The organism is Legionella tunisiensis (assembly GCF_000308315.1).
Classification (GTDB): Bacteria; Pseudomonadota; Gammaproteobacteria; order Legionellales; family Legionellaceae; genus Tatlockia; species Tatlockia tunisiensis.
The window spans coordinates 1-12,143 of the sequence record NZ_CALJ01000291.1; the positions used below are offsets into that span (position 1 = coordinate 1).

A 12,143-nucleotide genomic window follows, 5' to 3' on the forward strand; every position below is an offset into this window, starting at 1 on the left:
CTCGAATTGCCTTGTTAACCAAACCGGCAGATTTCAACGCGTCTAAATCAATAAGCTCAGCACCAACAGCAGCTAATTCAGTCAAAGTCACCTGATCAATCGTTCTACCTACACGGGACTTGAATCCCATTTTTGGTAAACGGCGCTGGATAGGCATTTGCCCACCTTCAAAATTGATCTTATGAAAGCCGCCTGCTCTCGCTTTTTGTCCCTTGTGACCTTTACCACTTGTTTTACCCAAGCCAGAACCTATACCTCGACCAAGACGTTTTTTACTTGGTTTTGAACCGGGATCTGGAGATAGTGTATTTAAATTCATTACGCACACTCCTCGACTTGTACCAGGTAATAAATTGAATTAATCAAACCACGGATGCAAGGATTGTCGTTTTGAACAACAGAACTATTCAATTTACCTAACCCCAATTGCTTCGCAATTTGAACATGCTTTGGCTTTCGACCAATAGTACTTTTTACTAAAGTAATTTTTAATTTCTTTTTACTCATGCTTGATCCGCCATTATTTCTGCTACTGTTTTTCCACGCTTAGCAGCAACATAATCAGGTGTTCCAATATTAGTAAGAGCCCCAATAGTAGCCCGAACAATATTACTTGGGTTAGTTGAACCAATACTTTTTGCCAGAATATTTTGTACACCAAGCACTTCCAATACCGCACGCATTGCACCACCTGCAATAATTCCAGTACCTTCGCTTGCTGGTTTCATGAATACTTTAGAAGCACCATAGTTCCAAGTAATTTCGTGGTGAATAGTGTTGCCGGCTAAGGGAATATAAGTCATATTCTTTCTAGCTTGCTCCATCGCCTTTTGTATTGCGATAGGCACTTCTCTAGCCTTACCACGGCCGAAGCCAACTTTACCTTTTCCATCACCAATAACTACCAATACTGCAAAGCCAAAAACACGACCGCCTTTAACTACTTTGGCTGTACGTGTAACAGATACTAATTTTTCTTGGTATCCATCGGTTTTTTGAGATTCATCGAGTGCCATAACCGTTCCTTAAAAATTCAACCCAGCTTCACGCGCACCTTCAGCCAGAGCCTTCACTCGGCCATGATATTTATAACCTGCACGGTCAAATGAAACATCAACTATTTTCTTGGCTTTTGCGCGTTGGCCAAGCAATTTACCAACTTGTTGAGCTCGCTCAACTTTCGTGCCTTTAAGAGTTGCTTTCAACTCTTTATCCATTGTGGAAGAAGAAGCAAGAACAACGTCACCCTTCTCACCACGCGTAACGATTTGAGAATAGATATGTGAACCGCTTCTATGCACTACCAATCTGGGTCTGCTTGAATGACGAAGGATTGCTTTTGCCTTTAAACCACGTCGAATACGAGCTTTCTGTTTATTCATGATTTATACCTTATTTCTTCTTGGCTTCTTTACGAACAATAGTTTCGCCAGCGTACTTAACTCCTTTACCTTTGTAGGGCTCAGGTGGCCTGAAAGCACGAATTTCAGAAGCAACTTGACCTAATAATTGCTTATCAATACAGCGAATAATAATCGTAGTATTGTTTGGTGTTTCTACAGTTACATCCTTTGGTAACTGGTACTCAATTGGATGAGAAAACCCTAAGGAAAGAGTTAGGGCTTTGTTGTTCGCCTGTGCGCGATAACCTACACCAACCAATTCCAAGGTCAGATCATAACCCTTAGTAACACCATCAACCATGTTTTTAACTAACGCACGTACTGTCCCAGCGTGAGCCCAAGCATTGGGATCATTAGATGCTGGTTTAAACAATATTTTACTATCGTCTTCCTTACACTTACTAACATCTACATGCTTGTTATAGTGCTGAACCAGTGAACCCTTAGGTCCTTTAACTGTTAAAGTGTCCTTACCTACCGTGAGTTCAACGTTAGCAGGTAATTGAATGGGGGCTTTTGCGACTCTAGACATATCATTACTCCCAAGTATTAAGCCACTTCACAAAGAATTTCACCACCAACACCCTTCTTTTAGCTGCAACATGAGTCATCACACCGTGGGAGGTGGAAAGAATTGCAACACCAAAACCTGGGATGGAAGGTAATTCTTTAGAAGATTTATACACTCTTAAACCGGGACGGCTAATACGTAAAATACGCTCAATAACGGGTCTACCGTGATAGTACTTTAATTGCAACGTAATTGATTTAAGATTGTTTTCAAGAGGTTGTACACTATAGTCTAATATATAACCTTCTTCTTTTAACACCCTAGCTATTTCTTCTTTCAATTTAGATGAATTCAGGGTAACGCTCTGATGTTTAGCTTGTTGACCATTACGAATTCTAGTCAACATGTCAGCTACAGGATCATGCATACTCACAGTTGTTCTCCATAGAATAAAATATTACCAGCTGGATTTGCGACCACCAGTGACATTACCTGCCATCAGTTGTTGTCTTAAGCAAATCCTGCAAAGTCCAAACTTGCGATAAACGGCATGTGGACGACCACATTGCTGGCAACGCGTACTATGTCGCACAGGATTGGAATTTATAGGAAGTTTTGCAAGCTTCGCTTGTGCTTCCATAATTTCGTCAAAATCCTGAGACGATTTAATTAAAATCTTTAACTCAGTTCTTTTTCCTCTGTGTTTCGCGACAAGTTTTGCTTTTTTCTTTTCGCGTTCAAGCATTGATCTTTTAGCCACAGTATTACCCTTTTTAGTGTTTATCTCTGTCTTTCAAAGGCAGGTTGAATGCTTCCAACAAAGCCTTTGCTTCTTCATTTGTTTTTGCACTCGTAGTTATGCAGATATCCATACCACGAATAGTATCTATCTTATCGAAATCAATTTCAGGAAATACGATTTGTTCATGGATACCCATGCTGTAATTTCCAGTACCATCAAAAGACTTTGGATTCAAACCACGAAAATCTCTTACGCGCGGCAAGGTAATTGTAATTAATCTATCCAAAAACTCATACATACGACCACGGCGCAAAGTCACTTTACAACCAATAGGCCAATCTTCACGAATTTTAAACCCTGCGATAGATTTTTTGGCTTTCGTAACAACAGGTTTTTGCCCGGATATCAAAGTCATGTCTTCAAGAGCATGATTCATAACTTTTTTATCGCCTACAGCTTCGCCAACACCCATATTCAGGGTAATCTTAATAATCTTTGGCACTTCCATAACACTCTTATAGCCGAACTTCTTCATCATCATTCCGACTATCTCTTTTTCATACAAATCTTTCAATCTAGTCATTTTTGTCACCTAATTAGACAGCGTCGATAACTTCATTATTAGATTTAAAGTATCTAATCTTCTTCTTTTTACCGTCCTTTTCAAGAAATTTGAAGCCGACCTTATCTGCTTTCTTCGATACTGGATTGTAAATAGCCACATTAGAAACATCTAAAGGTGCTTCACGAGTAATTATTCCGCCACGTTGCTCCAATTGTGGATTTGGCTTGACATGCTTCTTAATGAGGTTAGCACCTTCAACAACAACAGCATCAGCAACTACACGAGTCACCTTGCCAATATGGCCTTTACTCTTACCTGCGATGACAATAACGGTGTCACCTGATTTTATGCGCTTCATAAACTAATCCTTCTCACAATACTTCAGCCGCTAGAGAAATGATTTTCATAAACCGCTCTCTAAGCTCACGAGTTACAGGACCAAATATACGTGTACCTATAGGCTCATTTTGGTTATTCAAAAGCACTGCTGCATTACCATCAAAACGTATAAGTGAACCATCATCACGGCGCACACCTTGGCTTGTTCTAACAACAACAGCCTTCATTACTGCGCCTTTTTTACCTTGCTACGTGGAATTGCATCTTTAATGCTTACTTTAATGACATCACCAACACGAGCATAACGTCTGTGTGATCCGCCAAGCACTTTGATACACATCACTTTGCGCGCGCCGCTGTTATCTGCAACATCGAGCACTGTCTGCATTTGTATCATTCTATTCTCCAGCTCAAATCCAACCAGAAAAAGGCTGCTGATTATATCAGCCCTCTTGGTATTTTAAAAGTAAATCAATGAAGATCAGGAAATTACTTCAACAAGCACCCAACTTTTCATCTTAGAGAGTGGCCGAGATTCACGTATTCTTACAGTATTTCCAATTTTACCAATCTGGCCTTCATCATGTGCATGGAGTTTTGTTCTACGCTTCATGATTTTACCGTATTTAGGGTGTTTAACTGTACGTTCAACCATTACAACAATGGTTTTTTGCATCTTGTCACTAACAACCTTTCCTACAATTGTTCTGCCACTTGTTTCACTATTCGTCGACATGACTATTTCCCGCCTTTTCAGTCATAATTGTTTTAACTCTAGCAACAGCTTTTCGGACTTTCGTAACATGATGAGTCTTATCCAGAGAGCCGCTAGCTTTTTTCATGCGTAAATTAAACTGCTCTTTACGTAATGAGAGGAGCTCGGCTTGCAATTCATCAGGGGTTAAGTTTCTTAACTCTTTAATATCTTTCATTACATCACCTTGCGCTCTTCAAATATAACCTTGAAAGGTAGTTTTGCTTTAGCAAGATCAAAGGCTTCCATTGCTAATTCTTTGCTTACACCTTCCATTTCAAATAGCACTTTACCTGGTTGGATTTGTGCCACCCAATATTCAACGCTACCTTTACCCTTACCTTGCCGAACTTCAAGAGGCTTTTGGGTAATTGGCTTATCAGGAAATACTCTGATCCAGATCTTTCCACCACGTTTGATATGCCTTGTCATGGCTCGTCGAGCAGCCTCTATTTGGCGTGCAGTCAACCGGCCTCTCTCCAGCGCTTTAAGACCAAACTCACCAAAGCTGACTGTGCTACCTCTTTGGGCCAAACCTCTGTTTCGGCCTTTCATTTGTTTACGATATTTTGTACGTTTTGGCTGTAACATGATTGTTATTCCTCACTCACTTACCGCTTTCAGCATTACGCTTCTTCTGTGGAAGTATTTCTCCTTTGAAGATCCAGACTTTTACACCTATGATTCCATAGGTCGTCTTTGCCTCAGCAGTACCATAATCAACATCAGCACGGAATGTATGTAGAGGAACTCGTCCTTCGCGGTACCATTCGCTACGTGCAATTTCAGCGCCACCAAGTCGTCCACTAACACAAATCTTGATTCCCTTAGCACCAGCTTTCATTGCAGAAGTTACAGCTCTCTTCATCGCGCGTCTAAACATGACTCGCTGCTCTAATTGCTGTGCAATACCTTCAGCAACAAGAGTAGAATCTAATTCAGGCTTACGTACTTCTTCTATATTCAGATGAACTGGGACACCAAGCTTCGTAGCAATTTTAGCTCTCAAAGCTTCGATTCCACCACCTTTCTTGCCGATAATAACGCCTGGTCGGGCAGTTTGAATCGTAACAACTGCATTATTCGCAGGACGCTCAATACGGATATTACTTACTGCAGCCGCCATAAGTTCTTTCTTCAGGTCTTTGCGAAGATTGATATCTTGATTCAGTAGTTGTGCATAGTTTTTACTTGCAAACCATTTGGAATTCCAATCTCGAATTATACCTAAGCGTATGCCTATAGGGTTTACTTTCTGTCCCATTGCTATTCCTCGTCAGACACTTTAATTGTGATGTGGCAGGTTCGTTTGCAAATACGATTAGCACGACCTTTAGCTCGAGGACTAATTCTCTTTAAGGTTGCTGCCTCATCTACAAAAACCACACCTACTTTTAATTCGTCAATATCTGCGCCATTGTTGTTCTCTGCGTTAGCAATAGCAGACTCCAACAATTTCAACATCAATTGTGCACCTTTTTTAGGGGTAAACTTCAGGACATCAATTGCGCGAGAAACGTCCATCTTACGAATCATATCTGCAACCAATCTGCCCTTTTGAGCAGAAAGCGGTGCATTTCTTAACTTTGCTGTAACTTCCATCATTGCCTCTTACTTACCTTTGGCTTTTCTGTCACCAGAATGGCCTTTGAACGTACGAGTCATGGCAAACTCACCTAGTTTATGGCCTACCATGTTATCAGTAATATATACCGGCACATGATCTTTGCCATTATGTACTGCAATTGTGAGATCAATCATCTCAGGTACAATTGTCGAGCGCCTGGACCAGGTTTTAATTGGTTTTTGGACTTCGATTCGATCGCCGCTTCAACTTTACTCATCAAGTGATGATCGATAAAAGGACCTTTTCTAATAGAACGTGCCACCTTGATATCCTCTTAGCTAATTATTTCTTCTTACGTCTTCTGACGATAAAACGGTCAGTACGCTTATTACTTCTAGTTTTGTACCCTTTTGTTGGTACACCCCATGGTGTGACAGGATGACGACCACCTGAAGTACGTCCCTCACCACCACCATGCGGATGGTCTACCGGGTTCATTGCAACACCACGCACAGTTGGTCGAATTCCACGCCAGCGTTTCGCACCTGCTTTACCAAGCGCACGCAAGCTATGCTCACTATTGCTAACTTCGCCAATAACAGCGCGGCAAGTAGTTAGTACTTTACGCATTTCACCAGAGCGCAGCTTCAGTGTGGCGTAAACACCTTCTTTAGCAACAATTTGACCACTGCAACCAGCACTACGCAACATCTGCGCACCTTTGCCAGGCTTAAGCTCAACACAGTGAATCGTTGTACCAACCGGAATATTTCTTAGCGGCAAACAGTTACCATTACTAATGGGTGAATCTTCACCACTGATAATAACGTCACCCGCTTTTAAACTGGAAGGTGCAATAATGTATCGTCGCTCACCATCTTTGTAAACGACCAAGGCAATAAGCGCAGAACGATTAGGATCATATTCAATTCGCTCAACTTTGGCTTCTATACCGTCTTTATTTCTTTTGAAATCAATCAAACGATATTTAGCGCGAGCACCGCCACCAATGTGACGCACAGTTATTCGCCCTTGGTTATTACGTCCACCGGTCTTATTTAATTTTTCAACCAAGGCAGCATGAGGCTGTCCTTTGTGAATATTATGATGGACAACTCGAATTTCACCACGCTTACCGGGTGATGTGGGTTTAGATTTTAATAATGCCATCTTAATCTGCCTTATTCTGTCACGCTAAAGTCGATGTCATAATTATCATGCAAAGAAACAAACGCTTTTTTCCAATCGCTACGCTTACCACTCAGTTGCTTAAAGCGCTTTGTTTTACCTTTTACATTCACAATCGACACATTTTTGACTTTGACATTAAACATGTGTTCTACAGCTTGCTTAATTTCTTGCTTCGTGGCTGTTTTTAACACTTTAAAAGTGAATTGCTTAAATTTGTCAGCCATCACTGTCGTTTTTTCAGAGGTATGCGGTTCACGCAGAATCATTAGTAAACGTTCAGCATTCATTGTAACTGCTCCTCTAAACTTTTAATGGCATCTTCAGTCATTAACACTTTTTCAAAGCGCAACAGACTGACAGGATCTAAAGAACTCACATCACAAATGTCATATTGAATCAAATTACGAGAAGCCAAGTATTCATGCTCACCTACTTCATTCATAACGATCAACGCATTTGGCAACTCTAACTCATTCATTTTGCTAATGAAATCTTTGGTTTTGTGTGATTGACATTGAAAATCACTTACTACAACCAGGTTTCCAGCACGATGAAGCTCGGAGATTATACTACGCAATGCGCGTTTGTACATTTTTTATTAAATTTTTGACTGTAATCTCTCTTCTTAGAAGCAAAAGTGACTCCACCAGAGCGCCAGATAGGGCTACGGATAGTTCCTGCCCTTGCTCTACCAGTTCCTTTTTGCCGCCAAGGTTTCTTGCCGCCGCCACGCACTTCAGATCGGGTCTTTTTGGGCACTATTACCACTACGAGCATTATTCATGAACGTAACAACAGCTTGGTGTATTAAACCTTCGTTATAGTTATAACCAAAGATTTCTTCATTAACTTTTAATTTGCTGTTGGTATCTTTTGTTTTCAGTTCCATTATTTGCCCCTTACATTCTTCTTAACAGCGGGCCTTACTTCAACTCTCGCACCCGGGCAGCCTGGTATCGCGCCTTTAATCAAAAGTAAATTACGCTCTTGATCAACGCGAACTACTTCAAGGCTCTGCGTTGTACATCTTACATTACCCATATGGCCAGCCATCTTTTTACCTTTAAATACACGGCCTGGAGTTTGGTTTTGACCAATAGAACCAAGTACACGGTGTGATCTTGAGTTACCGTGCGTTGCATCCTGAGTACGAAAGTTGTAGCGTTTGACAGTACCAGCAAAACCTTTACCTTTAGAAAGGGCGGATACATCAACCAATTGCCCTGCATTGAAAATCTCATTTACTGATATCAATTGACCTGCGCTAAAGCTATCAATCGCATCTATACGAAATTCGCAAAGCATATCGCCAGCATCAATTTCAGCCTTAGCGAAATGGCCTGTTAAAGGCTTATTTACGTGGCTTGATTTCTTTGCACCACCTGTAAGCTGAACAGCTGTATAACCATCTTTTTCAATGGTCTTAATTTGTGACACACGGTTAGGTACAACTTCAACAACAGATACAGGAATCGAAATGCCTTCCTCTGTGAAGACCCGTGTCATACCGATTTTACGGCCTAATAACCCAATCGTCATTCTAACACCTCGTTAATAACCTTGCCTGTTAGGACTATTCGTCATCAAGGCTAATCTGCACATCAACCCCTGCGGCCAAATCTAATTTCATCAGTGCATCTACTGTTTTTCAGTGGGATGCACGATGACAACCAGGCGTTTATGTGTGCGCAATTCATATTGATCGCGCGCGTCCTTATTAACGTGCGGAGAGATCAATACTGTAAATTTCTCTTTCTTAATCGGCAGAGGTATAGGGCCACGTATTTGCGCCCCTGTACGTTTTGCTGTCTCGACAATTTCGCGAGTCGACATATCAATCAGCCGATGATCAAAAGACTTTAGACGTATTTTAATATTTTGATTGTTACTCATTATTCTTACTCAATGATTTTTGCGACTACACCAGCACCAACAGTGCGGCCACCTTCACGAATTGCGAAACGCAATCCTTCGTCCATAGCAATTGGTGAATGCAGGTTAACAGTCATTTGTACGTTGTCTCCTGGCATTACCATTTCTACACCTGCGGGTAAATCGCAAGAACCGGTCACATCGGTCGTTCTGAAATAGAACTGAGGACGGTAACCGTTGAAGAATGGTGTATGACGACCACCTTCATCTTTTGATAATACATACACTTCTGCTTCGAACTTCGTATGAGGCTTGATTGTTCCTGGCTTCGCCAATACTTGACCTCGCTCAACTTCGTCACGCTTCGTTCCGCGTAACAACACCCCAACGTTATCACCAGCGCGTCCTTCGTCGAGCAGTTTACGGAACATCTCAACGCCTGTGCAGGTCGTCTTCTGGGTATCACGTATTCCCACAATCTCAACTTCTTCACCAACTTTAACGATACCACTCTCGATACGGCCAGTGACTACTGTTCCACGTCCAGATATTGAGAATACGTCTTCGATTGGTAACAAGAAGCTCTTGTCAATATTACGTACTGGTTCTGGTATATAAGAATCCATCGTCTCAACAAGCTTCTCTATCGCTGGCACACCAATGTCACTCGTATCACCTTCCAGAGCTTTCAGCGCTGAACCAACTATAATTGGAATATCATCGCCAGGGAACTCATAGCTGCTCAACAGGTCGCGTACTTCCATCTCTACCAACTCGAGTAGCTCGGCATCATCAACCATGTCAGCTTTGTTCAAAAACACCACAATATAAGGAACACCAACCTGACGTGACAACAGAATATGTTCTCTTGTCTGAGGCATAGGACCATCTGCTGCTGATACTACCAGAATCGCTCCGTCCATCTGAGCAGCTCCTGTAATCATGTTCTTAACATAGTCAGCATGGCCTGGACAATCTACGTGAGCATAATGGCGGTTTGCTGATTCGTATTCAACGTGTGCTGTTGATATCGTAATCCCGCGCTCACGCTCTTCTGGCGCCGCATCAATCTGGTCGTACGCTTTCGCTGTACCACCATATTTCTTTGCCATTATCGTGGTAATTGCCGCTGTTAACGTCGTCTTACCATGATCTACGTGACCAATCGTGCCAACGTTAACGTGTGGCTTCTTACGCTCAAATTTTTCCTTCGCCATTTTCAATACCTCATTAACTTTTATTGTTTCTTGATAATTGCTTCAGCAATATTTGCTGGTGCTTCTGAATATTTAGCAAACTCCATGGTGTAAGTCGCCCGACCTTGAGTTGCAGAACGCAGATCCGTTGCATAACCAAACATTTCAGCAAGAGGAACTTCTGCACGGACAATTTTGCCAGCCGGAGAATCTTCCATACCTTGAACCATACCTCTCCTACGATTGAGGTCACCCATAACATCACCCATGTAATCTTCAGGGGTAACCACCTCAACATCCATAATTGGTTCAAGTAACACAGGCTTAGCTCTCAATGCACCTTGCTTGAAACATTGCGAACCAGCAATTTTAAAGGCCATCTCGCTTGAATCCACTTCGTGGAAAGAACCATCAAACAACGTAACTTTGACGTCAACCACTGGATATCCAGCAATAACACCATTTTGCAACTGCTCTTGCACACCTTTATCAACCGCAGGGATATATTCCTTAGGAATAACACCACCCACGATAGCATTTACAAACTCATAGCCAGCACCTGGCTCTTGAGGTTCTAGTTTCAGCCAAACGTGTCCATATTGACCACGCCCGCCTGATTGACGAACAAATTTACCTTCTTGCTCAACACTAGCTTTCAAGGTTTCGCGATAAGCAACTTGCGGCTTACCGACATTAGCTTCCACATTGAACTCACGCTTCATACGGTCAACAATAATTTCCAAGTGCAATTCACCCATACCTTGAATAATTGTTTGACCTGATTCTTCGTCAGTATGAACACGGAAAGATGGGTCTTCCTGTGCCAATTTGCCAAGAGCAATTGACATTTTTCCTGATCAGCTTTTGTCTTAGGCTCCACAGCAACTGCGATCACTGGATCTGGGAAGTCCATGCGCTCAAGTGTCACTACTTTATCGACATCACAAAGCGTATCCCCAGTGGTTACGTTCTTCAGACCTACCGCAGCGGCAATATCTCCAGCTCTAACTTCCTTGATTTCTTCACGTGAGTTAGCATGCATTTGCAATAAACGACCAATACGCTCCTTTTTGCCTTTTACAGGGTTGTATACCGTATCACCGCTTCTAACAACGCCAGAATAAGCACGAAAGTAGGTTAAGTTACCAACGAATGGGTCCGTTGCAATTTTAAATGCCAACGCTGAGAAAGGCTCATCATAAGAGGTTTTTCTATGTATCTCTTGGCCATCTTCATCAATACCACGAATCGCAGGGATATCAAGTGGCGATGGCAGATACTCGACAACACCATCAAGAACAGCCTGAACACCCTTATTTTTGAATGCTGAGCCACAAAAAACCGGAACAATTTCGTTATTGATTGTACGTTGACGGAGTGCTTTCTTAATTTCTTCTTCAGTGAGCTCTTCACCCTCAAGGTATTTTTCCATCAACTCTTCAGTCGCCTCAGCGGCGGCCTCAATTATTTTTGCACGATATTCTTCACATTGTGCTTTCATGTCTGCAGGTACATCAACGTATTTAAAGGTCATGCCTTTAGAATCTTCGTCCCACTCGATTGCTTTCATCTTGATAAGGTCAACGACCCCTTTGAATGAATCTTCTGCACCGATAGGCAACTGTACAACCACTGGATTGGAGCCAAGGCGTTGTTTAATTTGAGTAACAACGCGCAGGAAATTAGCACCCATTCTATCCATTTTATTAACGAATACGATACGGGGCACGCCATACTTGTCGGACTGACGCCATACAGTTTCTGACTGCGGCTCAACACCTGAAACAGAATCAAATACTACAACAGCACCATCAAGAACACGCAGAGAACGTTCTACTTCAATCATGAAGTCGACGTGTCCTGGAGTATCGATAATGTTGATGCGGTGAGGCGCAAAACTCTTATCCATTCCTGGCCAGAAACATGTGGTTGCAGCAGACGTAATCGTAATTCCGCGCTCCTGCTCTTGAACCATCCAGTCCATCGTCGCAGCGCCGTCATGT

The 12,143-nt window shown here is 42.1% G+C and carries 17 protein-coding genes and 6 pseudogenes; all 23 read right to left on the reverse strand.

Annotated elements, in window-relative coordinates:
• The coding region (gene rplO, locus BN58_RS17255; protein WP_019217905.1) for a 50S ribosomal protein L15 at window positions 1-319 on the reverse strand (319 nt) is incomplete at its 3' end.
• On the reverse strand, window positions 319-507 hold the full coding sequence (gene rpmD / locus BN58_RS17260; protein WP_019217906.1) for a 50S ribosomal protein L30: 189 nt from the start codon (window positions 505-507) through the stop codon (window positions 319-321). The genes rplO and rpmD, both read right to left, overlap by 1 nt.
• On the reverse strand, window positions 504-1,016 hold the full coding sequence (gene rpsE / locus BN58_RS17265; protein WP_019217907.1) for a 30S ribosomal protein S5: 513 nt from the start codon (window positions 1,014-1,016) through the stop codon (window positions 504-506). The genes rpmD and rpsE overlap by 4 nt, the downstream gene beginning before the upstream one ends.
• 9 nt (window positions 1,017-1,025) lie before the next feature.
• On the reverse strand, window positions 1,026-1,382 hold the full coding sequence (gene rplR, locus BN58_RS17270) for a 50S ribosomal protein L18 (RefSeq protein ID WP_019217908.1): 357 nt from the start codon (window positions 1,380-1,382) through the stop codon (window positions 1,026-1,028).
• 10 nt (window positions 1,383-1,392) lie between these two features.
• Complete coding sequence (gene rplF / locus BN58_RS17275) at window positions 1,393-1,935, reverse strand: 50S ribosomal protein L6 (protein WP_019217909.1); 543 nt, start codon at window positions 1,933-1,935, stop codon at window positions 1,393-1,395.
• Between the two features lie 17 nt (window positions 1,936-1,952).
• Window positions 1,953-2,341: pseudogene (gene rpsH, locus BN58_RS17280) on the reverse strand (30S ribosomal protein S8).
• A gap of 30 nt (window positions 2,342-2,371) precedes the next feature.
• On the reverse strand, window positions 2,372-2,674 hold the full coding sequence (gene rpsN, locus BN58_RS17285) for a 30S ribosomal protein S14 (RefSeq protein WP_019217910.1): 303 nt from the start codon (window positions 2,672-2,674) through the stop codon (window positions 2,372-2,374).
• 13 nt (window positions 2,675-2,687) lie between these two features.
• A complete protein-coding gene (gene rplE, locus BN58_RS17290) occupies window positions 2,688-3,239 on the reverse strand; it encodes a 50S ribosomal protein L5 (protein WP_019217911.1) in 552 nt (183 codons plus the stop codon).
• Window positions 3,240-3,252: 13 nt separating this feature from the next.
• Window positions 3,253-3,579 (reverse strand): 50S ribosomal protein L24, encoded by a 327-nt coding sequence (rplX, locus tag BN58_RS17295; protein WP_019217912.1) that lies wholly within the window; start codon window positions 3,577-3,579, stop codon window positions 3,253-3,255.
• Between the two features lie 13 nt (window positions 3,580-3,592).
• Window positions 3,593-3,957: pseudogene (rplN, locus tag BN58_RS31235) on the reverse strand (50S ribosomal protein L14).
• A gap of 84 nt (window positions 3,958-4,041) precedes the next feature.
• Window positions 4,042-4,296 carry a 30S ribosomal protein S17 gene (gene rpsQ, locus BN58_RS17305; RefSeq protein WP_019217914.1) on the reverse strand — a complete coding sequence of 85 codons (255 nt, stop codon included), beginning with the start codon at window positions 4,294-4,296 and terminating at the stop codon, window positions 4,042-4,044.
• A complete protein-coding gene (gene rpmC, locus BN58_RS17310; protein WP_019217915.1) occupies window positions 4,283-4,492 on the reverse strand; it encodes a 50S ribosomal protein L29 in 210 nt (69 codons plus the stop codon). Before rpmC ends, rpsQ begins: the two co-directional genes overlap by 14 nt.
• Window positions 4,492-4,905: a 50S ribosomal protein L16 gene (gene rplP / locus BN58_RS17315; protein ID WP_019217916.1), complete on the reverse strand. Its 414-nt coding sequence runs from the start codon at window positions 4,903-4,905 to the stop codon at window positions 4,492-4,494. Before rplP ends, rpmC begins: the two co-directional genes overlap by 1 nt.
• Window positions 4,906-4,921: 16 nt before the next feature.
• A complete protein-coding gene (gene rpsC, locus BN58_RS17320; protein WP_019217917.1) occupies window positions 4,922-5,578 on the reverse strand; it encodes a 30S ribosomal protein S3 in 657 nt (218 codons plus the stop codon).
• A gap of 2 nt (window positions 5,579-5,580) precedes the next feature.
• Window positions 5,581-5,916 (reverse strand): 50S ribosomal protein L22, encoded by a 336-nt coding sequence (rplV, locus tag BN58_RS17325; protein WP_026069571.1) that lies wholly within the window; start codon window positions 5,914-5,916, stop codon window positions 5,581-5,583.
• 9 nt (window positions 5,917-5,925) lie between these two features.
• Window positions 5,926-6,203: pseudogene (gene rpsS / locus BN58_RS26710) on the reverse strand (30S ribosomal protein S19).
• A 20-nt stretch (window positions 6,204-6,223) separates the two neighbouring features.
• Window positions 6,224-7,051 carry a 50S ribosomal protein L2 gene (gene rplB / locus BN58_RS17335; RefSeq protein WP_019217920.1) on the reverse strand — a complete coding sequence of 276 codons (828 nt, stop codon included), beginning with the start codon at window positions 7,049-7,051 and terminating at the stop codon, window positions 6,224-6,226.
• Between the two features lie 11 nt (window positions 7,052-7,062).
• The gene (rplW, locus tag BN58_RS17340; RefSeq protein WP_019217921.1) at window positions 7,063-7,359 is read right to left on the reverse strand and encodes a 50S ribosomal protein L23; all 297 of its coding nucleotides are present in this window, start codon (window positions 7,357-7,359) and stop codon (window positions 7,063-7,065) included.
• Window positions 7,356-7,961: pseudogene (rplD, locus tag BN58_RS26715) on the reverse strand (50S ribosomal protein L4). The gene rplW and the pseudogene rplD overlap by 4 nt, the downstream one beginning before the upstream one ends.
• Window positions 7,961-8,611: a 50S ribosomal protein L3 gene (gene rplC / locus BN58_RS17350; RefSeq protein WP_019217922.1), complete on the reverse strand. Its 651-nt coding sequence runs from the start codon at window positions 8,609-8,611 to the stop codon at window positions 7,961-7,963. The pseudogene rplD and the gene rplC overlap by 1 nt, the downstream one beginning before the upstream one ends.
• A 34-nt stretch (window positions 8,612-8,645) precedes the next feature.
• Window positions 8,646-8,965 (reverse strand): annotated as a pseudogene (gene rpsJ / locus BN58_RS26720) (30S ribosomal protein S10).
• 5 nt (window positions 8,966-8,970) lie between these two features.
• Window positions 8,971-10,161, reverse strand: a complete 1,191-nt coding sequence (gene tuf, locus BN58_RS17360) for an elongation factor Tu (protein WP_019217924.1) — start codon at window positions 10,159-10,161, stop codon at window positions 8,971-8,973.
• Window positions 10,162-10,181: 20 nt separating this feature from the next.
• Window positions 10,182-12,143 (reverse strand): annotated as a pseudogene (fusA, locus tag BN58_RS26725) (elongation factor G); the annotation flags it as partial.